The 26,543-nt window shown below is 76.5% G+C and carries 19 protein-coding genes and 1 pseudogene; 9 read left to right on the top strand and 11 right to left on the bottom strand.

Annotated elements, in window-relative coordinates; all coding sequences use genetic code 11:
• Positions 1-192 (bottom strand): annotated as a pseudogene (locus PYV61_RS04145) (tRNA(Ile)-lysidine synthetase); the annotation flags it as partial.
• Between the two features lie 123 nt (positions 193-315).
• Between PYV61_RS04145 and PYV61_RS04140 the strand changes: the two are divergent.
• The 4 genes from PYV61_RS04140 to PYV61_RS04125 all read left to right on the top strand — a co-directional run bounded on the left by PYV61_RS04140 (position 316) and on the right by PYV61_RS04125 (position 6,243).
• Positions 316-498, top strand: coding sequence for a hypothetical protein (locus PYV61_RS04140; protein ID WP_275828627.1), 183 nt, complete (start codon positions 316-318; stop codon positions 496-498).
• 54 nt (positions 499-552) lie between these two features.
• Entirely contained in the window at positions 553-3,504 is a 2,952-nt protein-coding gene (locus PYV61_RS04135; RefSeq protein ID WP_275828625.1) for a hypothetical protein, read from the top strand.
• Between the two features lie 57 nt (positions 3,505-3,561).
• On the top strand, positions 3,562-4,110 hold the full coding sequence (locus PYV61_RS04130) for a thioredoxin family protein (protein WP_275828623.1): 549 nt from the start codon (positions 3,562-3,564) through the stop codon (positions 4,108-4,110).
• A 219-nt stretch (positions 4,111-4,329) separates the two neighbouring features.
• Positions 4,330-6,243, top strand: coding sequence for an AAA family ATPase (locus PYV61_RS04125; protein WP_275828621.1), 1,914 nt, complete (start codon positions 4,330-4,332; stop codon positions 6,241-6,243).
• Positions 6,244-6,297: 54 nt separating this feature from the next.
• Here the strand turns inward: PYV61_RS04125 and PYV61_RS04120 are convergent, their stop codons facing one another.
• The 3 genes from PYV61_RS04120 to PYV61_RS04110 form a co-directional block, all read right to left on the bottom strand.
• A complete protein-coding gene (locus tag PYV61_RS04120) occupies positions 6,298-7,641 on the bottom strand; it encodes a hypothetical protein (RefSeq protein ID WP_275828619.1) in 1,344 nt (447 codons plus the stop codon).
• Between the two features lie 96 nt (positions 7,642-7,737).
• Positions 7,738-9,942 (bottom strand): S9 family peptidase, encoded by a 2,205-nt coding sequence (locus PYV61_RS04115; RefSeq protein ID WP_275828617.1) that lies wholly within the window; start codon positions 9,940-9,942, stop codon positions 7,738-7,740.
• Positions 9,943-10,593: 651 nt separating this feature from the next.
• Complete coding sequence (locus tag PYV61_RS04110) at positions 10,594-11,964, bottom strand: DUF4403 family protein (RefSeq protein ID WP_275828615.1); 1,371 nt, start codon at positions 11,962-11,964, stop codon at positions 10,594-10,596.
• Between the two features lie 105 nt (positions 11,965-12,069).
• Here PYV61_RS04110 and PYV61_RS04105 point away from each other — a divergent pair, with 105 nt between their 5' ends.
• On the top strand, positions 12,070-13,692 hold the full coding sequence (locus PYV61_RS04105; protein WP_275828613.1) for a family 10 glycosylhydrolase: 1,623 nt from the start codon (positions 12,070-12,072) through the stop codon (positions 13,690-13,692).
• A 15-nt stretch (positions 13,693-13,707) separates the two neighbouring features.
• Here PYV61_RS04105 and PYV61_RS04100 read toward each other — a convergent pair whose 3' ends face one another.
• The 3 genes from PYV61_RS04100 to PYV61_RS04090 are packed head-to-tail and all read right to left on the bottom strand — an operon-like array spanning position 13,708 to position 17,937.
• Entirely contained in the window at positions 13,708-16,107 is a 2,400-nt protein-coding gene (locus PYV61_RS04100; RefSeq protein WP_275828611.1) for an aldehyde dehydrogenase family protein, read from the bottom strand.
• A 5-nt stretch (positions 16,108-16,112) separates the two neighbouring features.
• Positions 16,113-17,171, bottom strand: a complete 1,059-nt coding sequence (gene deoC, locus PYV61_RS04095; RefSeq protein ID WP_275828609.1) for a deoxyribose-phosphate aldolase — start codon at positions 17,169-17,171, stop codon at positions 16,113-16,115.
• A gap of 46 nt (positions 17,172-17,217) precedes the next feature.
• Positions 17,218-17,937, bottom strand: coding sequence for a DUF2383 domain-containing protein (locus PYV61_RS04090; RefSeq protein ID WP_275828607.1), 720 nt, complete (start codon positions 17,935-17,937; stop codon positions 17,218-17,220).
• A 107-nt stretch (positions 17,938-18,044) separates the two neighbouring features.
• Here PYV61_RS04090 and PYV61_RS04085 point away from each other — a divergent pair, with 107 nt between their 5' ends.
• Positions 18,045-18,644: a biliverdin-producing heme oxygenase gene (locus tag PYV61_RS04085; RefSeq protein ID WP_275828605.1), complete on the top strand. Its 600-nt coding sequence runs from the start codon at positions 18,045-18,047 to the stop codon at positions 18,642-18,644.
• Between the two features lie 16 nt (positions 18,645-18,660).
• A complete protein-coding gene (locus PYV61_RS04080; RefSeq protein WP_275828603.1) occupies positions 18,661-19,314 on the top strand; it encodes a hypothetical protein in 654 nt (217 codons plus the stop codon).
• A gap of 9 nt (positions 19,315-19,323) precedes the next feature.
• Here the strand turns inward: PYV61_RS04080 and PYV61_RS04075 are convergent, their stop codons facing one another.
• The 4 genes from PYV61_RS04075 to PYV61_RS04060 form a co-directional block, all read right to left on the bottom strand.
• Complete coding sequence (locus PYV61_RS04075; RefSeq protein WP_275828602.1) at positions 19,324-20,643, bottom strand: glutamate-5-semialdehyde dehydrogenase; 1,320 nt, start codon at positions 20,641-20,643, stop codon at positions 19,324-19,326.
• Positions 20,640-21,443 (bottom strand): glutamate 5-kinase, encoded by an 804-nt coding sequence (gene proB / locus PYV61_RS04070; RefSeq protein ID WP_275828599.1) that lies wholly within the window; start codon positions 21,441-21,443, stop codon positions 20,640-20,642. Before proB ends, PYV61_RS04075 begins: the two co-directional genes overlap by 4 nt.
• A complete protein-coding gene (proC, locus tag PYV61_RS04065; RefSeq protein WP_275828597.1) occupies positions 21,440-22,306 on the bottom strand; it encodes a pyrroline-5-carboxylate reductase in 867 nt (288 codons plus the stop codon). The genes proB and proC overlap by 4 nt, the downstream gene beginning before the upstream one ends.
• Positions 22,307-22,560: 254 nt before the next feature.
• Positions 22,561-24,090, bottom strand: a complete 1,530-nt coding sequence (locus PYV61_RS04060) for a Mur ligase family protein (RefSeq protein ID WP_275828595.1) — start codon at positions 24,088-24,090, stop codon at positions 22,561-22,563.
• Between the two features lie 394 nt (positions 24,091-24,484).
• On the opposite strand from PYV61_RS04060, the gene PYV61_RS04055 reads away from it, so the two are divergent.
• A complete protein-coding gene (locus PYV61_RS04055) occupies positions 24,485-24,685 on the top strand; it encodes a hypothetical protein (RefSeq protein ID WP_275828593.1) in 201 nt (66 codons plus the stop codon).
• Positions 24,686-24,828: 143 nt separating this feature from the next.
• On the top strand, positions 24,829-26,543 hold a 1,715-nt coding region (locus PYV61_RS04050; RefSeq protein ID WP_275828591.1), incomplete at its 3' end, for a GAF domain-containing protein.

Genomic DNA, 26,543 nt, shown 5'->3' with positions numbered 1-26,543 from the left:
GTGCGCCCCGGTCCCGTGGTCGAAGACGGCGACCCCCGCCAGCCGCCCGAGCGCCGCGAGGAGCGCCGCGTCGAGCAGCACGAGCGAGTCGCGCCCGCCCGAGACGGCGAGGAGCACGGGCCCCTCCGCCGCCGCCAGAGCGCGCCCCACCCGCGCGCGCACCGCGCGCACCACCGGGGAGCCGGTCGTCATGCCCGGAAGCTACCGCGCCGGCCGCCGCCCCGCGGATCGCCCGTTCGGCGGGTCGCGACCGCTACCGGGGCCGACGGCACCAGACTAGCATTCCGCGCACTTCCCCGAACCGCGGTGAACGACTTGGAATCTCACTCTGTCCTCGGCACGCTCTGGGCGGCGCTCGGCATGACGGCGTACTACATGGCGCTCGTCTGGATCAACACGCTGCTCGGGCTCTTCCTGACCCCGCTGTTCCTGATCCCGCTGACCTGGCTGCAGGACCGCGTCGCCGCGGGCCGCAACCGGGGCGCGGTCGCCCGCTAGACCCCGCACCTCGTCGGTCCCGCTCCCCCCGTCACGGACGGGGGGAGCTTTTCGTTGTCCGCCGTCCCGGCCGTGCGCCCCACCCGACTCCTCCCGCTCCTCCTCGCGCTGGCCGCCCCGGTCCGGGCGCGCGCGCAGCTCGACGTCCCGCTGCGTCCGCACCTGCCGTGGGTCACGGTCGAGACGCCGCACTTCCGCTTCCACGCGCCGCGCGAGCTGGAGCCGTGGACGCGCCGCCTCGCCGAGCGCTCCGAGGCCGTGCGCGACGCCGTGCGCCGCCTGGTCGGCTACGCGCCGACCGCCACCACGCAGGTGCTGGTCGAGGACCCGGGGAACGACGCCAACGGGAGCGCCTACCCGTTCCTGCGCTCGCCGGGGCTCTTCCTCTGGCCCGTGCCCCCGGACCCGCGCAGCGCGATCGGCGAGTACCGCGACTGGGACGAGCTGCTGCTGGTGCACGAGTTCGCGCACCTCGCGCACCTCACGCGCCCGTCGCGCGAGCCGCGGCGGCGCCTGCTCTCGTCGCTGAGCCCGATCAACTTCGGCCCGCTGCCGACGTCCACGCCGCGCTGGGTGTGGGAGGGGTACGCGACCTACGTCGAGGGGCGGCTGACCGGCAGCGGGCGCCCGCACGGCGTCTGGCGCCCGGCGATCCTCCGCCAGTGGGCGCTCGAGGGGCGGCTCCCGACCTACGCGCAGGTCAGCGGCACCGGCGGCGTGTACGGCGGCAGCTTCGCGTACCTCGCCGGCTCCGCCTACTTCGAGTGGCTCGTCACGCGCTACGCCGGCGCGCGCGGCGACTCGGTGCTGCCGCACCTGTGGCGGCGCCTGACCGCGCGCACGCCGCGCGCCTTCGAGGCGGCGTTCTCGGGCGTCTTCCCCGGCTCCCCCGCCGAGCTCTACTCGCGCTGGACCGCCGAGGTGACGGCGGAGGCGGTGGCCGCCGAGCGTCGGCTGCGCGACGCGGGGCTGCAGGAGGGGCGCCTCGTCCAGCGCTTCGGCGGCTACACCGGCGACCCCGCGGTCTCGCGCGCCGGCGCGCGCGTCGTGCTCGCGCTGCGGCCGACGAACGGCATGCGACGCATCGTCGTGCTGCGCGCCGACACGACGACGACGCCCGCGCCGCGCGCCGCCGCGGCGGCGCCGCCGGCGCGTCCCGCGGTGCGCGACGCCGAGGACGTGGCGGCGGTCCAGTACCTCCCGCGCCCGCTGCGCACGCTCGCCACGCTTCCCGCGGTGAACGGGCGCTCCTTCGACGCGCCGCGCTTCCTCCCCGACGGCGTGCGACTGCTCGTGATCCGCGACGAGCCGCGCCCCGACGGCACGCAGCGCCCCGACGTGTGGGAGTGGCACACGCGCACCAACCGGCTGCGCCGCGTCACGCGCGGCGCCGCGGTCCGCGACGCCGATCCCGCGCCCGACGGGCGCACCGCGCTCGGCACGCGCTGCCTCGCCGGCACGTGCGACGTCGTGCGCGTCGACCTCGCCAGCGGCGCCGTGACGCCGTTCGTGCGCGGCACGCTCGACGTCGTCTACCAGCGGCCGCGCTGGTCGCCCGACGGGCGGTGGGGCGTCGCCGCCGAGCACCGCGAAGGTCGCCGGCGCGCCGTCGTCTCGCCGATCGACGCACCGGCGCCGCGCGCCGTCGGCCCCGACGACGGCGCCGACCGCTACGACGCCGACTGGCTCGCCGACGGCGCGGGGCTGCTGGTCGTCTCCGAGCGCGGCGGCGTCCCCAACGTCGAGCGCATCGAGCTGGCGAGCGGCGCGGCGCGCACGCTCACGCGCACGACCGGCGCGCTGGTCGCGCCGACGGCGATCCCGCGCACCGCCGACGCCTTCGTGCTGGCGATGCGCAGCGCCGGCTACTTCCTGCACCGCGTCGGCACCGCGGCGGCCGCCGACCCGCCGCTCGCGCTCACCACGCAGACGGTCGACACCACGGGGCTCACCGGCGCCGGCGCGCTCGCGGTGGTCGAGCGTCCGCCGCGGCCCGCGCCGCCGATCGCGTCGGCGGCGGTGGCACCGTCGCGCCCCTACGGCGTCGGTCCGCGACGCTACGTGCTGCTCCCGCTCGGCGGCGCGACGGCCGACGGGGAGTACGCGACCGGGGTGCTCGCCTCCGCCGACCCGGCGGGACGCCTGACGTGGGTGCTGCAGGGCACCGCCGGCGACGCCCCCACCTGGCGCGGCGGCGCGCTCGCCGTCGCGTGGCGGGGGACGCGGCCGACGCTGCTGGCGCAGGGGTTCGGCGCGGCGCAGCGCGTCGCCCCGCGCCGGGCGCGCGACGCGCGCGACGCCGCCCCGGCGCAGGACTTCGCCTACCACGGCGGGATGCTCGGCGCCGAGCTGCTGTCGTCGTTCAGCGCATCGGCGTCGTCGCCGCGCGTCGGCGGGTCGGCGGCGTGTCTCGCGCCGCGCGACGGCGCCGCGGGGACGCGCACCCTCGGCTTCGGCCAGCTGCGCGCCGGGACGACGTACGGGCGCGACCGCCGCTCGCTCACGCTCACCCTCGGCGCGCACGTGGCCGGCGGGCGCACGCTCGACAGCGGCTTCGTGCGCGGCGTCGGGACCGCGATGCTCGTGGTGCGCGCCGGCGAGGGGTCGGTGCGGCTCGACTGGCTGCGCGGCGCGACGGGCCGCGGCGCGCCGGCGTTCGAGCGGTTCGCGGTCGGGGGCGCCGAGCCCTCGCTGGTGCACGCGTCGCTCCTGTCGCAGCGCATCGCGATGCCGGCGCTGCCCACCGGCACCGTGGCCGGGCGCGAGATCGAGACGGTGCGCGTGTCGTTCCCGGCGATCCTGCTGTCGCCGTACGCCTACGCGGCGCGCGCGCCGGGCGCGGGCGACTGGCACCGCCTGGTCGGCGGCGAGGCGTCGATCGCGACGCTGGGGATCCCGTTCGCGCGGGTCCCTGGCGCGCGCGTCGTGGGCGGCGCGGCCTACTCGTTCGACGCCCCGCTGCGCCGCACCCTGCGCGGCTACCTCACCGTCACGCTGCGCCCGTGAGGCGGCCGACCGGCGCCCGCCGGGCGCGGCGGCGCGACCCTCGCTAACTCCCGACGCATGTCGCTCGAAGCCCGATTCCTCGCCGCCCCCCGCTTCTCCGAGTTCCTGGCCCAGGCGCAGAAGCTCGCCGCCCTCTGGCGCGACACCTATCGCGTGACGCGCGTTCCCGACGAGGCCGTCGCGCGGGCCGCGGCGGTGCCCGGACGGTGGCACCTGCTGGTGCTGGTCGAGGACTGGTGCGGGGACGCGGTGAACACCGTCCCGTACCTCGCGCGGCTCGCCGAGCTGAGCCCGAACCTCGACCTGCGCATCCTCGGCCGCGACGCCAACCCCGACCTGATGGACGCCCACTTGGCGCCCGGCGGGGCGCGGGCGATCCCCGTCGTGATCGTGCTCGACGACCGATTCGTGGAGCACGGCTGGTGGGGCTCGCGTCCCGGCGAGCTCCAGCGCTGGTTCGAAGAGACGGGGCGCGCCATGGAGAAGGACGAGCGCTACCGGCACATCCGGACGTGGTACGCGCGCGACCGCGGGCGGAGCACGCTCGACGAGGTGCTGCGGATCATCGAGGGCGCCACGGGCACGCGCCGCGACGCGGCGGCCTGATCGCGCGCACGCGGAGCGCACGCGCGCGGAACCCGCGTGCGGGTCGGGGTTAGCAACACGGCCATACGGTTACAGGCGCCTCCGGGCGTCGTCCCCCGAGAGGGGTGGGCGCGGGTGACTCCGGTCACCACGCGCCGCCGGCCCCGCGGTCATCGCTCCGTCGCTTCCCCCGCGCCGCTCCCCGCGGCGCGTCGCGCGTATCAGTTCCCGCCCTCCTCGATGCGTCCCTCGCCCGTCCTCCGCGCCGAGCGGAGCCCCGACTCCGGGCTCCGCGAGCGCCGCGACCTGCGCAGCCGCGCCCGCCTCGACCTCCTCTCCCGCAGCGGCGGGCCCGTACGCTACTGGCCGATCGCTCTCGTGCTCGGGCTCGTCATCGCGGCCGTGGTCGGCTGGCGGCTGACGCGCCCCGCCCCGGTCCCGCCGCCGGTCGTCGCGTACTCGGAGTTCGCCCGCGCCCTCACGGCCGGCAAGGTCCGCGAGATCCTGGTCGACCAGGGCGGCAGCCGCATCGTCGCCGAGCTGAAGGCGAAGGAGTTGGTGCAGGGGCACGTCGTGGCGACGGTCGCCACCTCGGTCCCGGCCCGCGGCGTCTCGGTCGAGGTGCTCGAGCGCTGGGCGGCCTCGGGCGCGCGCGTCCGCGTCTCGGAGCACGGCGGCCGCTCCCCCGAGCAGGTGCTGCAGCTGCTCAGCTTCGTCGTCCTCGTCGGCGGCGTGAGCTACCTGGTGGTGCGGCAGCGCGGCGGGCACACCAAGGGGCGCTTCCTCCCCACCCCGCCGTCGCGCCAGCTGACGCTCAAGGACGTCGGCGGGGCGCAGGAGGCGCGCGCTGACCTGCAGGACGTCATCGCCTACCTCAAGGACCCCGCGCGGTTCGAGGCGATGGGCGCCAAGTGCCCGAAGGGGCTCCTGCTCGTGGGCCCGCCCGGGACCGGCAAGACGCTGCTCGCGCGCGCCGTGGCCGGCGAGGCGGGGGTCTCGGTGATCACGGCGGCGGGGTCCGACTTCAACGAGATGTACGTCGGCGTCGGCTCCAAGCGCGTCCGCCAGCTCGCCGAGCAGGCGCGCAAGGCGGCGCCGTGCATCGTGTTCATCGACGAGTTCGACTCGCTCGGCGGGCGCCGCGGGCGTCCCAACCGGTCGGGCGAGGAGGAGGTCACCCTCAACCAGCTGCTCGTCGAGATGGACGGGATGGGCGGGAGCGAGGGGATCGTCTGGATGGCCGCCACCAACCGCGAGGACATGCTCGACCCCGCGGTGCGCCGCCCGGGCCGCTTCGACCGCATCGTCGAGGTCGGCCTCCCCACGGCCGCCGACCGGCTCGACATCCTGAAGATCCACGCGCGCACCGCGAAGCTGGCCGCCGACGTGGACCTGGAGCGCATCGCCTCGCTGACGGTCGGCCACTCGGGCGCCGAGCTGGCGAACCTGCTGAACGAGGCGGCCATCATGGCCGTGCACGAGGGGACCGGCGAGATCTGCGCCCGCCACATCGAGGCGGCGCGCGACAAGATCCTGCTCGGCCGCGTGCGCGCGGGCGTGGTGGTCAGCCAGTCGGAGCGGCGCCTGGTGGCGCTGCACGAGGCCGGGCACGCGGTGGTCGGGCTCATCACCTGCCCCGAGGACCGGCTCCACAAGGTCACCATCGAGGCGCGCGGGCGCACGCTGGGCGCCGCGCACTTCGCCCCCGACGTCGACCGCCATCTGCACACGCGCCGCTACCTGCTCGGCGTGATCTGCAAGGCGCTCGGCGGGCGCGCCGCGGAGCTGGTGTTCCTCGGCCCCGAGAACGTGACGTCGGGCGCCGGCGGGGACCTCGTGCAGGCGACGAGCGTCGCGCGCCGCATGGTCGCCGACTTCGGCATGAGCGACGAGGTCGGGCTGGTGAGCGCCGACCCGAGCGCGCACAACGGCGCGGCGCCGGGCTCGCAGATGCTGTCGCAGATCGACAACGCGGTGCGCGCCCTGATCCGGACCGAGGCCGACCGCGCCGAGGCGCTGGTGCGCGAGCACCGCGCGGTGGTCGAGGCGGTGGCCGACGCGCTGCTGGAGCACGACGTGCTGTCGGCGGACGACGTGATCCGCATCGCCGCGGCGCACGGGGTCGAGGTCGAGCAGGCGCTCAGCGCCGTCTGACCGCCCGGCCGTCGCACGCGCGGGCGCGCCCCCCACCGGGGGCGCGCCCGCGTCTCATTTCCAGAACGGGATGGTGTAGGGCTTCGTGGGCGCGGGGCGGCCCGGGCGCACGACGCCCCAGACCGTCAGCGCGTGCTCGCCGGGCGCCAGGTCGCGCACCGGGACGTGGGCGACGAACACGCGACGGTTCGCCTTCGGGTCGGCCAGGAAGCGCAGGCGCAGCGAGTCGAGCGGGCGCCCGTCCAGCGCGAGGCGGTGCACGCGCGCCGCGCAGGCGAGGACGTCGGCGCCCGCGCGGTCGGCCTCCGCGTCGGGCACGTCGCCGGGGGCCCGCAGTCCGGGGCAGGCCGCGGGGAGCGCCTGGTCGTGCACCAGGGGGCGGTACGGGATGAACACCCGCAGGTAGGGCCCCGTCACGACGTCGGCGTCGATCCAGGGCGCGCGGTCGTCGCGCTCGTCGTCGAGCGACGCGTAGCGCGTCGAGACCAGCGCCCCGGCGCCCGCGTCGGCGAAGAACGGGAAGTTCGACGCGCCGGGCATCGACTCGTCGCGGATCCCGCGCGTCGCCGAGACCGCGCCGAGCAGCACCGCCCCGCCGACCAGCGCGACGGCCACCACGCCCGCGCGCACGTTGGTCGAGAGCACGGTGGCGAGCGAGCGGACCCCCGGCGGCGTGGTCGCGAAGGCGAAGCGCATCCCGGCCCGAGCGACGCGCCCGAGCATCGAGTCCGGGTCGAGGCGGTCCTTCCGCTGGTAGTCGAGCAGGCTGCCGCCGACCTGCCACAGCGCGAGCAGCAGGACGATCCCGCCCGCGACCGCGAGCGCGACCTCGAGCCGCGCGACGCGCATGAGGGCCCACAGCAGGATCCCGAACGGCGCCATGAGCAGCACGCCGGTCAGCACCGACGCGGCGAACACGAAGCCGGTCGCGAAGACGATGCTCGCGAGGTTGTCGGCGCGCGCGATGAAGCCGGCCAGCGGGCGCACGCGCTCGCGCAGCAGCGCCGCCTGCATCGGCCCGTACTTCTTGGTGCGCTCCCACCGGGGGCCGTGCGGGAAGACCGAGTGCACGCCGACGAGGGCGACCCAGTACGCCCGCAGCACGAGGTGCGAGACGAAGGTCGCGGTGAGCCCGTAGAGGGCGGCCCGCGCGAGGACGCCCCCGCCGACGACGAGCGACGTGCCGATCACGCCGGTGGTGGGGCGCCAGTAGGCGATCCACGCCTCCATCTGGCCGATCAGCTGGAAGAGGCCGAACAGCACGGCCCCCGAGACCAGCATCTCGAGCTCGAACGTCGGCGTGGTGTCGCGCGGGACGTCGAGCGGGCGCTCGGGGAGCGCCTCGTCGGCGGCGACGGCGGCGGGCGGGGCGGGCGGCGGCGGGGCGGTGGTCGTCATCGGGGCCCAACATGCCACGCCGGCGCACGGGGACACCATCCCCCGTGCGCCGGCGCGCCGTTCAGGTATCGATCGCGGGCGGCCGCCCGCGCTCGGTCAGCTCCCGCCGCCGGCGTTCGCCGTGGTCGTCGCGGCCTGCGGCCCGACGAGCCAGTGGCCGAACCACTGACGGAGCCGCCCGAGGCGGTCCACCAGCAGCCACGGCTCGCCGCTGCGCGACAGCTCGTGCGTCGAGCGCGGGTAGCGCACGAGCTCCGCCGGGACGCCCTGCTTGCGAAGCCCGAGGAACCACTGCTCGGCGTCGGTCATCGGGGTGCGGAAGTCCTCCTCGCTCTGCACCATGAGCGTCGGGGTCTTCACCTGCCGGATGTAGCGGATCGGCGACAGCGTGTCGTAGAGCGCCGGGTTGTCCCACGGCTTGCCGAAGAACTCGAACTCGGTGAGCCCCTGCGCGTCCGAGCTGCCGTACCACGACCACCAGTTGGAGATCATGCGGTCGGTCTGCGCGGCCTTGAACCGGTTGGTCTTCACCGTCACCCAGGCCGTCATGACGCCGCCGTACGAGCCGCCCGTCACGCCGAGGCGCGTCGAGTCGACGTCGGGGCGCGCGGCGACGATGTCGACCGCCTTCATGAGGTCCTGGTAGTCCTCGTCGAACCACTTGCCGCGCGTGCTGTACGTGAAGTCCGCGCCGTAGCCGCTGGAGCCGCGCGGGTTGGTGAAGATCACGTACATGCCGGCCGCGGCGAGGTTCTGGAACTCGTCCATCCACCCCTCGCCGTACGCCGAGTGCGGGCCGCCGTGGATGTAGAGCACGGCCGGGTACTTCTTGCCCGCCTGGTAGCCGTACGGCTTCATCAGCCACCCCTCGATCTCGCGGTCGCCGACGCTCTTGAACGTGAAGCGCTCGGCGTCGCTGAACGCGACCTGGCGGGTGACGGCGTCGTTGAAGCTCGTCAGCCGGCGCTCGCCCGAGCCGTCGGCGTTGGCGACGTAGAGCTCCGTCGGCTTGGTGTGGCTCGTGGCGACGTAGGCGACGACGCGCCGCGCCGGGTCCCACGCGAAGCCGGTCATGCGGCGGCGCCCGCCGATCACCTCGCGCGGCGCCCCCGAGCCGTCGGCGCGCACGCGGAAGAAGCCGGTGCGCCCGCCGACCTCGGCGCCCATCGACAGCTCCGTGTTGGACAGCCAGTCGAAGCCGCCCGGCTCGTACTGGAAGTCGCCGATCAGGTTGCGCACGCGGCCCGACGCGACGTCCACCGTCGCCAGGCGCGCCGACTTCACGCGGCCCGGGCGGTGGATGAAGCCGAGGGTCTTCCCGTCGGGCGACCACTCGAGCTGGTTCTCGCCGCCCGCGATCGTCGCGACCTTGCGCGGCGCGCCGCCGGCGGCCGGCATCACGTAGATGTCGCTCTGGTTGCGCTCGGCCTCGTCGCGGACCCTGTCGTACGGCAGCTTGGCGAGCGAGTCGCTCTCCCACTGCACGACCGAGTCGGGTCGCAGCGCGCTGTCGGCGACGAAGGCGATCCACCGCCCGTCGGGGGAGACCTTCACGTCGCGGTGCGAGTACGCCGCGTTGGTCAGCTGCTTCTTGACCGTGTCGCCCTTGGCCAGCACGTAGACCTGCGCCGGGCGCCAGCGGCGCGCCTCGAGGCGGTTGGCCGTGTAGCCGCGGTCGTTGCTCTTGTACGGGAAGTCGACCACGTGGCGCCCGTCGAAGCGCTTCGGGTCGAGCGGCTTGGTGATCGCGCCGAACGGGGCGCGCGAGATCGCCAGCCCGCCGCGGACCTCGCCCATCGGGGCGCGCGCGCTGTCGCCCGGGGCGCCCTGCGCGGTGTCGGCCCACACGGCGACGCCGGCGTTCGACCAGCTGGCGCTCGCCGGCGGCATCCACCCGATCTGGAACGCCTCGCCCGACGGCTCGTCGAGGCGGATGGCCCACGTGCTCCCCCGCCCGCCCTGCCGCTGCGAGTTGAAGAGCAGGTGCTTGCCGTCCGGGGTGAAGCTCGGGTTCGAGCTCTCGGTACTCGGGCTGGTGAAGCGCGTCGGGGTGCCGCCGGCCGTGGGGACGACCCACACCTCGCGGTGGTACCGGTTGTCGGCCTCGCGGACCGTCTGCACGGTGAAGGCGACCCGCTTCCCGTCGGGCGAGACGGCCGGCGCGGAGACGGTGTGCAGCCGGTAGTTGTCGGACGGCTGGTAGGCGCGGGGGGCGGCGCTCGGTCCCTGCGCGGCGAGCGCGGCGGGGGCCGCGAGCAGGGCGGCCGGCAGGAACCGGCCGGTGCGGACGGTCGGGGGCATGGCGGACGGGGGACGTGGGGACGACGGACCGGCGCCGGGAGCCGGCGCGGCTGGCCGGGTTACGGCTCCGGCGCCGCGAACGTTCGCCCGCGGAACGCCCCCCGGCCAGGGTGCGGCGACGACTCGGAAAAATTTCCCGAACGGGGCTGGAACCCCGCCGCGCCCCCTGTGTACTTCTGTGCGGGCCCGAGTCTCCCCCGACGCACGGCCCGAGTCCACGCCCTAGGTCTCACAGCGCACAAGGAGGTGATCCATTGTCTAGTCACAGTCCCATCGCCGGCTCGAACTGGGCAAACGGTCGCCTGACCGCCGCCCGATAAGTTCGGGATTCCCGGTTCGGTACCGTTCCGAGCCGGCGATCGCGCGACGGGGGCCCCAGCAGCCATTGGCTGCGGGGGTCCTTTCGCTTGTGCGCGTTGGCTCGGCCGACGGCGCAGATCGGGGTACGGCGAACCCCTGGATGGGGCGCAGATCGGGGTGAACCGAACCAACGGATACCTCGCAGAGCGGGGGACGGCGGACCTACCGGCCAGAGGCTGTCGGTCCGCCGTCCCCCGCTCTACGCCTCACCCCTTGGTTCGGTTCATCCCGCTCTCCGCCGTACCCTGCACTCCGCCGTACCCCGCTCTCCGCCGTCGCCGAGCAGAGTCCCTACCGCACCCAGAGCCCGGCGTCCCCCTCCAGCAGCACCCGCACGACGAACGCCGAGTCGCTGGTATGCAGCCCGGTGACCCGGAGCGTCCGCACCCCGCCGCCGACCGCGACGTCGGGCGCGAGCGGGCGGTTCAGCTGCCGCGTGAGCTGCAGCCGCGCCGCGTCGAGCTGCGGGCCGAGCGCGAGCTTCCCGCCCCCGGTCGCCTGGTCGATCGCGCGCTTGATGAGCGGCGCGCCGAGCGTGGCCTTGAGCCGCGTCATCCGGTCGCGGCTCTCCAGCGTGTAGTGCAGGTCGTCCAACACCAGCGTGCGCGACGCCTCGTCGAAGCGCGGGCGGCCGACCAGGGTGAGCGCGCCGTTCATCCGCCCCTCCAGCGCCAGCCGCACGAGCGAGCTGTCGGGGGTGCCGCTCACCGTCACCCCCGTCACGCGCAGCGCCTGCCCCGCCGTCTCGGCGGCCAGCAGCGCCGCCGCCTGCCGCCCGATCTCGGCGAACGGCAGCTCGATCTGCACCGGCACGCGCAGCCCCGTCGCCGGCCGCGCGACCGTGAGCCCCGGGAGCGGGCGGAGCGACACCGTCGGGCGCGGGCCGGTCACGATCCGCGGGCGCGCCACCAGCGTGACGCCGGCGCGGATCGCGCCCCCCTGCCCCTCGAGCGGCGCCAGCCCGACGCTCTCGGGATTCATGAGCAGCCACGCCGTCTGCGCCGAGTCGACGGCCATCGGCACCTGCATCTCGCGCCACAGCGAGTCGGCCGCCTTGCGCAGGTCCGCCAGCGCGGGGAACGCCGAGTCCACCTGCTGCACCGCGCGCCCGAGCTGCCAGTCGACGATGCGCTTCATGAGCGGCGTCGCGTTGACGCGCAGCAGCGTCACCTCGCACGGGTCGGGGAGCGCGCTCTGCGCCTCGGTGTTGCGCGTCCCGAGTCGCCAGTCGGCGCGCCAGTACAGCGAGGTCGCCAGCCGCAGCTCGGCGCGCGGCATCGGCTCGGGGGCGAAGCCGCAGCTCCCCATGCTGCCGCCGGTCGGGAGCGCGACGCGCCCGCGGTAGCGCAGCCGGGCGAGCACGTCCACGCGGTCGCCCGTCACGCGCAGCTGCAGCGTGTCGCGGCGGAAGGCGTACTGGTGGCACACCAGCCCGCCCAGCGTCTGGCAGCGGTCCGCGTCGAGGCTGTCGGCGCGCGGGATCGCGCGCTCCAGCGCGCCGAGCACGGCGCTCGTCTGCACCGTGATCGGCAGCGCCAGCACCGCCGGCTCGAGCGGCGGCAGGGCGCGCGACGGCGCGACGGGGGCGGAGACGGGACGGCCGCCGCAGGCGGCGAGGAGGGCGAGCGCCGCGACGGGGGCGGCGGGACGACGGGGCGGCATCGAGGCGGGGGGCGGTCCGTTTTGCGGGATCGCGGGTAGGACGCGCAAGTTACACCCCTCGTCCCGCCGCCCCGCCGTCGCCCCGTTCCGGTTCCCCCGCCCCGCGTGCTCCTCCGCCCCCTGCTGGCGGCGCTCGTGCCGTTCGCCGTCACGAGCGCCGCGCGTCCCGCCGCGCCGGCCGCGGCGCCGCAGTGCCCCGTGCTCCTCGACGCGAGCGCGCTGGAGGCGCCGCCCGCGCTGCCGCGCGAGTTCCGCGCCGCCTGGATCACCCCCGTGGACGGCGGCGAGTGGCCGTCGCGGCCCGGGATGACCGACGAGGAGTCGCAGGCCGAGCTGCGCGGCGCGATCCAGCGCGCGGCCGACGTGGGGCTGAACGCCGTGGTGCTGCACGTCCGCACCGCGCACGACGCGCTCTACCCGACGTCGCGCGTGCCGTGGTCGAGCTACCTCGTCCCGCCGGGCGGGCGCGCGCCGGGCTTCGACCCGCTCGCCTTCGCGCTGTCGGAGGCGCACCGGCGCGGGCTGCAGGTGCACGTCTGGTTCAACCCGTTCCGCGCCGCGCCCCCCAACCGGTCGCGCACCGCCGTCGGCGCGCAGCAGGTCGCGCGCGCGCATCCCGACTGGCTGGTGCGCTACGGCTCGCAGCAGTGGATCGACCCGGGCTTCCCCGCCGCGCGCCGCGAGGTGCTCGACGCGATCCTCGAGGTGGTGGACCGGTACGACGTCGACGGCGTGCACCTCGACGACTACTTCTACCCGTACCAGGAGACGCGCACGATCCGCACGCGCGTCGGGAAGGGGAAGCGGCGGCGCACGGTCACCCGCACCGAGACGATCGCGTTCGACGACGCCGACTCGTGGGCGCGGCACGGGCGCGGCACCGGGATGGCGCGCGACGCGTGGCGCCGCGAGAACGTGTCGCAGTTCATCGCCGCGCTGTACCGCGAGGTGAAGGCCCGTCGGCCCGAGGTCGCGGTCGGGATCTCCCCGTTCGGGATCTGGCGCCCCGGCGCGGCGCCCGGCGTGTACGGCCTCGACGCGTACTCGGAGATCTACGCCGACTCGCGGCGATGGCTGCGCGAGGGGTGGCTCGACTACCTGGCGCCGCAGCTCTACTGGCAGCTCGACGGCGAGCAGCTGCGCTTCCGCCGCCTCGACGCCTGGTGGCGGCAGGAGAACGTGCGGCAGCGCCACGTCTTCCCGGGCCTGCTCACGATGCGCGTGGGCTCGCGCGGCGCGGCCTGGTCGCCGAGCGCGATCACCGACCAGATCGCGTGGCTGCGCGAGCAGCGCGCGCCGGTCACCGAGGCGGCGGGGCACGTCCACTTCCGCATGTCGACGCTGATGCCGTCGGCGCAGGGCGCGCTCGGCGACCGGCTGGCGCAGTCGCTCTACGCGACCACCGCGCTCCCGCCGGCCAACCCGTGGCTCGGCGCGCAGGCGCCGGCCGCCCCCGACGTCACGCCGGCGTGCGACGCCGCACCCGGCGACGGCGGCGCGGCCCCGGCGCCCGCGCTGGCGGTGATCCCCGGCGACTCGCTCCGCGTGCGCTGGTGGGCGGTGCAGCTGCGCGACTCGCTCGGCGGGTGGCGGACGCGCGTCGTGCCCGGCGCCGAGCGGCGCGTGAGCGCCGAGCTGGTGCCGGGCACGACGGCCCACGCGGTCGCGGTGTCGGCGCTGTCGCCGACCGGGGTGGCCGGGCCGTCGCGGATGGTGCGCCTCCGCTGACGGCCCGCCGGGCAGTCACTCGCCGTACGGCACCCAGACGTTCTTGACCTGGGTCGCGGCGCGCAGGAACTTGCGCCCCTCGGCGTCGGCCGCGTGCCAGTCGCGCGGCGCCCACTCGGCCCACGTCCGCTTCATGTTGCCGGCCGACGCCTTCTCGACCGCCGTCGCCCCCTCGCGCGTGCCGAAGTACCACACGGCGTCCACGTCGTCGTGGTCGGCCAGCACCGCCGCCAGCGCGTCGCGCGCGCCCGTGACGATGTTGATCACCCCCGCCGGCACGTCGCTCGTGTCGAGCACCTGGTACAGGTCCGTCGCCGCCAGCGGGTGCCGCTCCGACGGGACCGCGACGACCGTGTTCCCCGTCGCCACCAGCGGCGCGACCAGCGAGACGAGGCCGAGCAGCGGCGCCTCGTCGGGGCACGCGACGCCCACCACGCCGATCGGCTCGTGCATCGCGAGCGCGACGCCGCGGATCGGGACGTCGTGCACGGCGCCGTCGTGCTTGTCCGCCCACGCCGCGTACGTGAACAGCCGCGACACCGCCGCCTCGACCTCGGCGCGCCCGTCGCCGCCGGTCATGGCCCGCAGCCGCGCCGCGAACTCGTCGCCGCGCGCCGCCAGGTTCTCGGCGAGGTAGTAGAGGATCTGCGCCCGCGCGTGCCCCGTCGTGCGCGCCCACCCGCTCGCCTTGTGCGCCGCCTCGACCGCGTTGCGCAGGTCCTTGCGGTTCCCCTCCCCCACCACGCCGAGCACCCGCCCGTCGGCGCCCGTCACGCGCTGGCTGTAGCCGGAGTCGGGGCGCGCCTGCTTCCCGCCGACGTAGAGCTTGGGGGTGCGGTCGATCGCGGGGAGCGAGTCCCCCCCCTCGACGCTCGACGCTCGACGCTGCACGCGCGCCTCCGCGACGGCGCCCGCATCGGAGCGTCGAGCGTCGAGCGTCGAGGGCGCTCCGCTCCTCTTCAGGTACTCCCACATCCCCTCGCGCCCGCCCTCGCGCCCGAACCCGCTCTCGCGGTAGCCGCCGAAGCCGGCCGAGGCGTCGAACAGGTTGGTGGCGTTGATCCACACGACGCCCGCCTTGACCTTCGGCGCGACGTCGAGGGCGAGGTTGATGTTCTCCGTCCACACGCTCGCCGCGAGGCCGTACGGCGTGTTGTTGGCCAGCGCGACCGCCTCCGACGGCGTGCGGAAGGTCATTGCGACCAGCACCGGGCCGAAGATCTCGACCTGCGCCACGCTCGACGCGGGCTGCACCTCGGTGAACAGCGTCGGCGGGTAGAAGCACCCCTCGGCGGGGCACGCCCACGACGGCTGCCACATCTGCGCGCCCTCGGCGCGTCCCTGCTCGACCAGCGTGCGGATGCGCTCCAGTTGCACCGGCGCGACGATCGCGCCCATGTCCACCGCCTTGTCGAGCGGGCTGCCGAGGCGGAGCGTCTCCATGCGGCGCTTCAGCTTCGCGACCAGCGCGTCGTGCACCCCCTCCTGCACGAGCAGCCGCGAGCCGGCGCAGCACACCTGCCCCTGGTTGAACCAGATCGCGTCGACGACGCCCTCGACCACCGAGTCGAGGTCCGCGTCCTCGAACACGATGAACGGGCTCTTCCCGCCCAGCTCCAGCGACAGCTTCTTGCCGCTCCCCGCCGTCGCGCGCCGGATCACGCGCCCCACCTCGGTCGAGCCGGTGAAGGCGATCTTGTCGACGTCCGCGTGGTCGACGATCGCCGCGCCCGTGCTCCCGTCGCCCGTGACGACGTTCAGCACGCCCGGCGGCAGCCCGGCCTCGTCGGCGATCTCGGCGAACAGCAGCGCCGTCAGCGGCGTGAACTCGGCCGGCTTGATGACGATCGTGCACCCCGCCGCCAGCGCCGGCGCGACCTTCCACGCCATCATCAGCAGCGGGAAGTTCCACGGGATGATCTGCCCGACCACGCCCGCGCCCTCGTAGCCCGGGAACTCGGACGCCATCAGCTGCGCCCACCCGGCGTGGTGGTAGAAGTGCCGGGCGACCAGCGGGATGTCCAGGTCGCGCGTCTCGCGGATCGGCTTCCCGTTGTCGAGCGACTCGACCACCGCGAACAGGCGCGCGTGCTTCTGCACCGCGCGGGCGAGCGCGTACAGGTGGCGCGCCCGCGCGTGCCCGGACAGCCCGCGCCACGCCGGCAGCGCCGCGCGCGCCGCCTGCACGGCCGCGTCCACGTCGGCGGCGGAGCCCTGCGTCACGCGGGCCAGCGGCTTCCCGGTGGCCGGCTCCTGCACGTCGAACAGCGCGTCCGCGCGCACCGCCGTCCACGCCCCGTTCACGTAGAGGCCGAACGCCCCGTCGTGCCGGCGCAGCCACTCGCGCGCCGGCTTGTCGCTCTCGGGCGCGGGGCCGTACGCCATCGTCTCGAAGATCTCGGCTACGGACGTCATCGCGGTCAGACCATCGGGTGGCGGTGGGCGGCGGAGTAGCGCCCCGTGACGAAGTGCTCGAGCTGGCGCTCGATGTCGGTGAGGAGCGCGCTCGCACCCACGCGGAACAGGTCGGGCTGCAGCCAGCGGTCGCCCAGCTCCTCCTTCATCACGTAGAGGAACTCGAGCACCCCCTTGGCGCTGCGGATCCCGCCGGCCGGCTTGAAGCCGACCAGGTGCCCGGTGCGCTCCCGGTAGTCGCGGATGCGGCGGCACATCACCAGCGCGTACGGGAGGGTGGCGTTCGTCCCCTCCTTGCCGGTGGACGTCTTGATGAAGTCCGCGCCCGCCTGCATCGCGACCTCGCTCGCCCGCGCCACGTTGGAGAGCGTCGCCAGCTCGCCCGTCGCGAGGATGACCTTCAGGTGGGCCTCGCCGCACGCCTCGCGCATCGCGCGCACCTCGTCGTACAGCGCCTCCCAATCGCCGCGCAGCACGTGGGCGCGCGTGATGACGGTGTCGATCTCCACCGCCCCGTCGGCGACCGACGCCCGGATCTCGGCGATTCGCTCCTTGAGCGGCGACAGGCCGGCGGGGAAGCCGGTCGACACCGCGGCCACCGGGATCCCGCTCCCGCGCAGCGCCTCGACCGCCGTCGCCACGTACGCGTGGTAGACGCACACCGCGCCCGTGCGGATGCCGAGGTGCGCGACGCCCAGCGCCTCCAGCAGCTCGGGGCGGACCGGCTGCCGCGCCTTGGCGCACAGCCGGCGCACGTTGCCCGGGGTGTCGTCGCCGGCGAGCGTCGTCAGGTCGATCAGCGTGATCGCCCGCAGGAGCCAGGCGGCCTGCCACTCCTTCTTGACCGTGCGCCGGCCGGGGAGCGTGGCCGCGCGCCGCTCGACGGCGCTCCGGTTGACCCGCAGCGCGCGGACGGCGTCGAGGTCGAGCGGGGTGCCCGGGTTGCGGGCGAGCGTCCCGTGCCCGTCACCGACGGCCGGCGCCCACTGGGGACCCCGGCCCTCCGTGATCGACGTGACGCCGGCCGCGCGGGCGGCCTTGGGGGCGGTGCGTTGGGCTTCCATGCCCCGGAATGTAGCCGCGCCCTGCCCCCCCCGCCCGACGGCGCGGTCAGCCCCTGCGGCGGCGGCTCTGCCGCAGCTGGCCGACCAGCGCGGCGGCGAGCAGCCCGGTGCCGACGACCGCCAGCGCCGTCACGACGGGGCGCGCCTTCGCGACCCGCGGCACCTCGCGCGTGCGCCCGACGCCGCGGCGCGCCGCCTCGAAGCCGCGCATCCCCTGCTTCCCGACCGCCTCGACGGCGTCGGCGGTGCGGGCGTGCACGACGTCGTACGCGCGGCGCACCCGCGCCCGGGCGCCGTCGCGCGGCTCGCCGAGCCCTTCCAGCGTCACGTCGGCCCACTCGAAGTGGCGCGCCTCGTCCTCGGCGGCGCGGCGCACGACCTCCGCCACCTCCTCCGGCCACTCCTCGGCCTTCCGCGCGGCCCGCGCGTACTTGTCGCGCGCCTGCCGCTCGTTGGCCCGGAAGGCCAGCAGCACGCGCCGGTCGCCGCCGAACCCGCCGGCCGCCTGCTTGGCGAGCTTGGCCACCCCGGTCGGGTGCGGCAGCTCGATCGCCAGCCCCCCGTGGCGCTCGATCAGCGCGGTCAACTCCTCGACGTGACGCTCGTGGTCGGCACGGAATCGGCGTAGCGTCTCGCGGTAGGCCGGATGCTCCACCTCCTTGATGGCGAGCGCGTACGACTGCAGCGCGTCGTGGTCGAGCTGCAGCAGGTCGTTCAGCTCGGCGATCACCGCCGAGCTCGCGCGGGTCTGGGTGGCAGGACTCATCGGGTCGTCATCTCCGTCGCTGGTGAGCCCCACCGACGAGGCAATCCACGAGCCGGCGGCCTCCCCGCGGGCGTGCCGCTCGGCGGTCCGGGCGCTATGGTGAACACGTGTCGTCGATCCGCGAGCTGCTGAGGGAAGGGACCCGCGAGCACCACGCCCGCGCCGAGGCGCGGCTGCCGCTGCTCGACCCGGCCCTCGACCGCGACGGGTACGCGCGGGCCCTCGCCGCACTGCTGGGCTTCCAGCGCCCGCTCGAGGCCGCGATGGCCGGCGCGCCCTGGGACCGCGTCGGCCTCGACTGGCGCGCCGAGCGCCCGCGCGCGGCGCTGCTGGCGGCCGACCTCGCGCGGCTCGGGTGGAGCGCGGCCGCCGTCGCCGCGATCCCGGAGTGCGACGCGGTCCCCCGCCCCGCCTCCCTCGCCGCCGCCCTCGGCTGCGCCTACGTGCTCGAGGGGTCGACGCTCGGCGGACAGCTGATCCGCCGACACGTCGAGCGCACGCTCGGCATCCTCCCCGACGACGGCTGCTCCTTCTTCGCCGCGCACGGCGACGCGGTGGGGCCGATGTGGCGCGCCTTCCTTATCGCGCTGGAGCGCGGGGTCGAGCACGAGGGGTGCCCGCCCGACGAGGTGCTCGCGGCCGCCCGCGAGACGTTCGACGCGCTCGCCGGATGGCTCGGGCCCGCGCCGGTGCCCGTCCCCGCCTGACCCGTTCACGCCCCGCATGACGACCGCCGCCGACACCCAGCCCGCCTCCGCCCTCAACCGCGAGGCCGGCGACCACGCCGTCACCCGCGACCCGACGGAGATCGCGGCCGCCGAGCGGGCGATCCGGCGCAGCTGGGGGGAGTTCCCGTACTACGCGCGCCGCTACGGCGCCCGCGGCCGCGCCTTCAGCTCCAGCGACAGCGGGTGGCTGATCACCCTCTGCGACCTGCCGCCGGCCGGGGCGGAACAGCAGGTCCTCTGGCTCGGGACCGTGCTCTCCGCGCGCGGGATGCCGCGCTGGCTGCTGGAGGTGCACCTCGACCAGCTGCACGACGAGCTGTCGCGCGCGCGCCCGGGGCTCGACGGCGCGCGCTACGCGCGGCTGCACGAGTGCGCCGCCGCACTCCGCGAGCGGCGGCTCGCGCGGCTCGACGCGGAGACGCACGCGCGGGTGGAGCGCGAGTTCGACGCGCGGGTATCCGAGGACGACCGACGGCTGCACCGCCGCACCGGCGGGATCCTGGCCGCCGCCGTGGCCGACGAGCGCGACGGGATCGCGCTCGCCGTCACGAGCGTGGTCGGCTGGCTCACCGACCCGGCGCGCTTCGGCGACCGGTGGGTCGCCGCCGTGCACGAGGCGGTCGCCGACGCGCGCGCGTCCGCGCGGTAGCGCGGCACGTCACCCGGGTGCCAGCGGCGCGTGGCGGAACGCGCGCGCGTCGGGCCCCACGTAGTCGGCCACGCGCTGCCCGCTCCCGGCCAGCACGTGCTTGTAGGTCGTGAGCCCCTCCAGCCCGACGGGGCCGCGCGCGTGCAGCTTCCCCGTCCCGATCCCCAGCTCGGCCCCGAGCCCGAACCGGTAGCCGTCGGCGAAGCGCGTCGACGCGTTGTGGAAGACGCACGCCGAGTCGACGCGCGCCAGGAACGCCTCGGCGGCCGCGGCGTCGCTGGTGACGATCGCGTCGGTGTGGTGCGAGCCGTGGGCGTTCACGTGGGCGATCGCGTCGTCCACGTCGTCCACCACGCCGACGGTGAGGCGGAGGTCGCCCCACTCCGTGCGCCAGTCCGCGGGCGCCGCCGGGAGCACGTCGGGGACGAGCGCGCGCGTGCGCCGGCAGCCGCCGACCGTGACCCCGTTCGCGCGCAGCCGCGCCACGAGCGGGGGGATCAGCGCGTCGGCGACGTCGCGGTGCACGAGCACCACCTCGACGGCGTTGCAGGCGGCCGGATACTGCACCTTGGCGTCGACCGCCAGCGCGAGCGCCATCTCCGGCTCGGCCGCCGCGTCGAGGTAGAGGTGGCACACCCCCTCCGCGTGCCCGAGCACCGGGATGCGCGACCGCGCCATCACGTCGCGCACCAGCGCGTTCGAGCCGCGCGGCACCACCAGGTCCACCAGGTCGTCGAGCGACAGCAGCACGTCGACCGCGGCGCGGTCGTCGACCATCGCCACCGCGTCGCACGGGACCGCGCCGTGCGCGGCCAGCGCGCCGTGCATCGCGTCGACCAGCGCGCGGGCGGTGCGCCGCACCTCGCGCCCCGGCTTGAGCACGACGGCGTTCCCCGACCGCAGCGCGAGCGCCGCGATCTGCGTGACCGCGTCCGGGCGCGCCTCGAAGATCGCCGCCACCACGCCGATCGGGCAGCTCACCTGCCGCAGCTCCAGCCCGTCGTCGAGCAGCGTCCGGCGCAGCACGCGCCCCAGCGGCTCCGGCTGCGCCGCCACCGCCCGCAGCTGCGCCGCCATCTCGTCCAGCCTGCGGTCGTCGAGCACCAGCCGCTGGTACGTGCTGCGCGACATCGCCCCGGCGGCCAGCGCCTCGCGGGCGTCGGCCAGGTCGACGGCGTTGGCGGAGAGCAGCGCGTCGCGCGCGCCCAGCAGCAAGTCGGGCACCGCGCGCAGCGCGGCCGCGCGCGACGCCGCCGGGCGCGCGGCGACCGTCCGCGAGGCCGCCTTCGCCCGCTCGGCGAGCGCGCGCACCGTGGCGGCGGCGCTCATCGGCCGGCTCCGGCGAACCACGTCCCCACCGCCTCGCCGGCCGCGATGCGCTCGACCAGCCCGGGGACGTGGCCGTTCGCGATCACCACCGCGATCCCCGCCTCCACCGCGCGCTCGGCGGCCCGCAGCTTCGCCTGCATCCCGCCGCGCCCGCGCGCGCTGGCGCCGGTCGCCCGCAGCTCGGTCTCGTTGAACGCGACCAGCGGGATCAGCGCCGCCGACGGCTCCAGCGCGGGGTCCGCCGTGTACACGCCGTCGACGTCGGACAGCAGCACGACGAGCGACGCGCGCGTCGCCTTGGCCACCAGCGTCGCCAGCATGTCGTTGTCGCGGAACAGCACCGGCAGGTCGCCGTCGAACGTCGTGCCGGCGTCCGACACCGCGTCGTTCTCGTTGATCACCGGCACCGTGCCGTGCGCCAGCAGCCCGTCGAGCGTGCGGGCGAGCCGGCGCGCGCGGCCGGCGTGGCGGAAGTCGTCCTCGGTCAGCAGCAGCTGCGCGACGTCGAGTCCCGCGCGCGCGAACTCGGCGTGGTAGAACGCGGTCAGCCGCGCCTGCCCCACCGCGGCGCACGCCTGCCGGTCGCCGTCGCCCGCGCCCGGCGGCCGCGCGCGCCCCAGCCCCACCGCGCCCGACGTCAGCAGCACCACCTCGCGCCCCGCCGCCCGCAGCGCCGCGATCGACGCGACCAGCGCGCGCAGGCGCTCGGCCGCGGGGCGCCCGTCGGCGTCGAGGACGACGTTCGAGCCGACCTTCACCACGATCCGCGACGCCAGCGTCGCCACCCGGTAGGGGCTCATCGGCCGAGCCCCGCGGCGACGCGCGCCGTCGTCTCGATCGTGCGCGACAGCACCGAGCGCGCGCGGCCGTCCTCCAGCACCATCAGCCCGGCGATGGTGCACCCGCCGGGCGTGGTCACGTCGTCCTTGAGCGCGGCCGGGTGCCGGCCGGTGGCCAGCACCATCTCGGCGGCCCCCTGCGTCATGCGCGCCACCAGCTCCATCGCCGCGTCGCGGGGGAGCCCGCACGACACGGCGCCGTCGGTCAGCGCCTCGAGCACGACGTAGATGAACGCCGGCCCGCTCGCCGACACCGCGGTCACCGCGTCGAGGTGGCGCTCGTCGAGCGTCAGGCAGCGGCCGACGCCGCTGAAGATCGCGGTCGCGACCGCCATGTGCTCGTCGGTCGCCAGCGCGCCGCGCGACACGACCGTGCACCCGCGCCCGATCTGCGAGGCCGTGTTGGGCATCGCGCGCACGACCGGCACCGCGCCCCCCGTCCCCTGCTCCAGCGCGGCGATCGTCACGCCCGCGCAGATCGACACCAGCAGCGGCGCGTGGGCGAGCGCGTCGGCCGCGCGCAGCGCCGCCAGCGCCTCGGGCACGTCCTTGGGCTTCACGCACAGCAGCACCACGTCGGCGTCGCGGCACGCGTCGGCGAGGTCGCGCACGCCGGCGCCCGGGATCTCGTGCGCCAGCGCCCGGGCGCCGGCGCGGCGGTGGTCGACAGCGGTCAGCGCGGCGTCGGCGAGGGCGCCGGCGCGGTGCAGCCCGGCGGCGATGGCGCGCCCCATGGTGCCGGCGCCGACCACGGCCAGACGGCGGCCGGCGAGGGCGGCGCCGAGGTCGGGGGCGAGGGCGGTGGTGCGGGTCGAGTCGAACATGGCCGGGATCGGAGTGGGGGACCGCCGGCGGGGAACGCAGAACGCCCCGTCCGGCACGTGTGCACGGACGGGGCGTCGGGCACGCCCGGGGATCGGGCGGCGGAGGCGCGCTCGGTCGCTACGCGGAGGCGTGCGCGACCATCGTCCGGCGTCGGGAGTTCGACGACGGTCGCGGTCGCGGCGCGGCAGGGCGCGGAACGAGGGCGAGGCGCTGGCTCATCTCCAGCGGTAGCTAGGCCCCTCCGCGGGCCCTGTCAACCCCGGCCGGCGTTCGCCAGCCGCTCGCGCAGCAGCGGCGCCGCGCGGTCCATCCCCTGGGCGCCCAGCAGCAGCACGACGTCGTCGGGCGCCGCGCCGTCGAGCAGGCGGTCGAGCGCGGGGCCCAAGCGCGGCTCGAAGTCGAACGGCACGCCGGCGCCGCGCAGCGTCTCCAGCGTCACGTCGCGCTCCTCGTCGGCCACGCGGTTGCGCGCGTCGGCGGTGTCCTCGCTCGCGGTGACGACGAGCCGCACCGGGCCGTCCGCGGCGCGCTCCGCCACCAGCGCCCCCAGCGCCGCGGCCAGCCGCTGGTTGATGACCGGGCCGCGCGTCCCGCGCACGCCGAACGCGACGCGCAGCGTGCGCCGCGGGAACGCGGCCGCGCTCGCGAACACCGCGCGCAGCGTCTCGGGGTTCCCCGCGGTGTCGTCGAGCACCAGCGGCGCCGCCGGGCGCACGATCTCCATGCGGCGGCGCATCGGTTCGGCGTCGGCCAGCGCCTCGGTGACGCCCGACGCCGTCGCGCCGGCCATCAGCGCGAGCGTCACCGCCATCGCCGCGTTCGCGACCTGCTGCACGCCGAGCACGGGGAGCACGACCGGGATCGTCTGCGGGTCGACCGTGCCGCCGTCGACGCGGCGGAGCGGGCGCCGCACGTCGAGCGCGAACGTCGAGCCGCCGGCGTCCCACCGCAGCGCCTCCACCGACACGTCGGGCGACACCAGCGCCTCGCCGGGCGACGCGTCGCCGAGCGACACCCACACCACAGGACGCGGCACGCGCGCCGTCCGGTCGCGCACCATCGCCAGCACGCGCGCGTCGTCCGCGTTGGCGACGATCGGCGCGCCCGGGTCGAGGTGGTCGAAGAACCGCGCCTTGGTCCGCAGGTAGTGCTCGGGCGTCGGGTGGTACTCCAGGTGCTCGTCGGGGACGAGGTTCGTCAGCAGCCCGAGCGCGAACGTCACCCCCTCCACGCGCCGCTGCGCCAGCGCGTGCGACGTCACCTCCATCGCCACCAGGTCCACGCCGGCGTCGGCCATCACGCGCAGCGCGCGCTGCAGCACCGGCGCGTCGGGCGTCGTCATCCCGTCGAGGTCGGGGAGCGCGACCGCCGGCACGCGCGCCGCCGCCGGGCCGCGCACGCGCGCGCCCAGCGACCCGATGGTGCCGACGCCGTGCGGGATGCCGGCGCGCGCCGCGTCCAGCGCCGCCTGCACGAGCAGCACGGTCGACGTCTTCCCGAGCGTCCCGGTGACGCCGACCATGCGCAGCGACCGCGCCGGGTACCCCTCCAGCGCCGACGCCAGCCGGGCGAGCGCCACGTGCGCGTCGTCGACCACCAGCACGGGGAGCCCGGCGTCGCGCACCGTCGGCGCGTCGGCGTCCCGCGCCTCCACGCACAGCGCGCGCGCCACGCGCGCCGCCGCGTCGGCGACGTAGTCGGCGCCCCGGCGGCGCGTCCCCGGGAGGCCGACGAACAGGTCGCCCGCCGCGACGTGCCGCGAGTCGGCGCAGACGCGCGCCACCGCGACCGCCTCCGCCCCGTCCGGGGCCGCCCCTCCGGCCCACGCGGCTCCCGCCGCCTCCGCCAGCGCCCCGAGACGCATCTCAGGCGGCGCCCGTGCGCGACCGACCCATCCCGACCTCCCTGGTCTCCGTCCGCTGCCCGCTCCCCTTCCGCTCCGCGCAGGGGCACGTTGCGCACCACGCCGAGCGGCCGCGCCCGCCCGGCACCGACCCTGCATCTGCGGGGACGCCGCAGCGGCGCCGCATGGAGCGTCGATCCCACGCCTCGGAAGTGTTGCAGCCGTGCCCGATGGCGCGCCCGCCCCTCAATCTTCAGATTCGTTCACGTGACGCACGGACCCGGCGCTAGTCCCCCGGGTCCCTCGGCTCGGTCGACGACGATCAGGAGAGAGGATGGACGACCTGCGGACGGCGCCCCCGATGGCTCGGGCGCGCGCGATCGTGAAGCGCGTGGTGCGGGAGGCGGACCGCCCCCTCAGCCCGGCGGAGATCCGCCAGCGGGCGCTCCAGCAGGACCCCGACCTGCCGCCGCTGACGGTCGCGATCGCCACGGCCGACCTGAAGCTCGCGGGCAAGATCGAGCTGCGCCGATAGCCGACGCCTCCGCGGCCGAGGGCGCGCACGCCCGGCTCCTCGCGGAGGCCGCCGGCGGGTTCGCCTACCGCTGGGACCCGCGCACCGGCCGCGCCGAACGCCCCGCGGGGCTGCTTGCCCGGCTCGGCTACGCCCCGGACGAGGTGCCCGTCGTGGGCGACTGGTGGGACCGCCGGCTCCATCCCGACGACCTCGCCGGGCCGGTGGCCCGCATGCGCGCCGCGTACGACGACGCGGCCGTGGACCGGGTGGCGGCGGAGTACCGCGTCCGCCACCGCGACGGGAGCTGGCGCTGGCTGGCCGACCGCGCCCGCGTCGTGCGCGACGCCGACGGGCGCCCCGCGAGCGTCGTCGGGATCGTGGCCGACGTGACGCTGGAGCGCGCGGCGCGCGACCGCGCCCGCGCCCTCCACCGCGTGACGGCCGCACTGGCGGCCACCCGCGACACGGCCGCCGTCGCGCGCGCCATCGCCGAGCACGCGGCGGCCGCCCTGGACGCCCGGTCGGCCGAGGTCTGGGTCGGCGACGCCGACGCGCTGGAGTGCATGGCGCGAGTGGGCCCGTCCGTCGCCGCCACGGTCGCCTCCGACGCGCTGGCCGAGCGCGCGCGGCGCGGGGAGGCGCGCTTCGTCGCCGGCGACGCGCCGTGGGCCGCCCTCCCGCTGCGCGCGGGCGGGCCGCTGCTGGCCGCGTTCGCGCTCGCGTTCGTCGGCGTGCGCGAGTTCTCCGAGGGGGACCGCGCCTTCCTCGCGCTGCTCGCGCAGCAGTGCGCGCAGGCGCTCGACCGCACGCGCGCGTACGACGTCGAGCGCGAGGCCGCCGACCGCGCGGGACGCCTGCAGGAGCTCACCGCGCGGCTCAACCGCGCCACGTCGCGCGCGGACATCGCCGACGCGGTGTTCGAGGGCGCGCTGGCGGCCGTCGGCGCCGACGGCGGCTCGCTCGCGATCGTGCGCGCCGACGGCGACGACCGCCCCGCCTACTTCGACACGCTGCGCGCCGCCGGCTTCGACGAGCGCGAACGCGACCGCTACCGCCACTTCCCCGTCGCGCCCGGGCGCCCGCTCTCCGACGCCGTGCTCACCGGCGCGCCGGTGTTCCTCGGCTCCCCCGACGCGTGGCGCGCCGCCTACCCCGACGTGGCCGAGGAGCTGACGCCGCTCGGCTACCGGGCGTTCGTCGCCGTGCCCGTGGTGGCGGGCGGGCGTACGCTGGCCGCGCTGTCGCTCGGCTTCGCCGCCCCGCGCGCCTTCGACGACGCGACGCGCACCTTCCTCGACACGGTCGCCGAGCAGTGCGCGCTGGCGCTCGAGCGGCAGCGGCTGCACGAGGCCGAGCTGGGGCACGCCGCGCGGCAGGCGGCGCTGCTGGCGACCATCCAGGACCCGTTCACGGCGTTCGACCGCGAGCTGCGCTGCACCTACGTCAACGCGGGCGCCGAGGCGCTGCTGCAGCGCCCGGCCGCCGCGCTGCTCGGCCGGCGTCTCGACGAGGTCGTGCGCGGCGCCGCGCGCTCGCCGCTGCTGCCGGCCATCGTGCGCGCCCTGGCGTCCGGCGAGGCCGCCGAGGTCGAGGCGTTCAGCCCGGCGCCCGGGCGCTGGGTCGAAGCCCGCGCGCACCCGTCGCCCGACGGCGTCTCGCTGGTCTTCCACGACGTGACGGCGCGGCGGCGCGCGCAGGACGGCGCCGCGTTCCTCGCCGAGGCGAGCCGCCTGCTCGGCGAGTCGCTCGACGCCGAGTCGTCGCTGGGCGCGGTCGCCCTGGCCGCGGTGCCGCGCCTCGCCGACTGGTGCGCGGTCGACCTGGTCGTGGCGCCCGAGGAGGGCGCGTGGCCGCCCGCGCTCCGCCGCGCCGCGCG

This window comes from Roseisolibacter sp. H3M3-2 (assembly GCF_029211165.1).
Classification (GTDB): Bacteria; Gemmatimonadota; Gemmatimonadetes; order Gemmatimonadales; family Gemmatimonadaceae; genus Roseisolibacter.
Note: the sequence above shows the minus strand (reverse complement) of the source record. Positions and strands in the feature narration are given on the sequence as shown.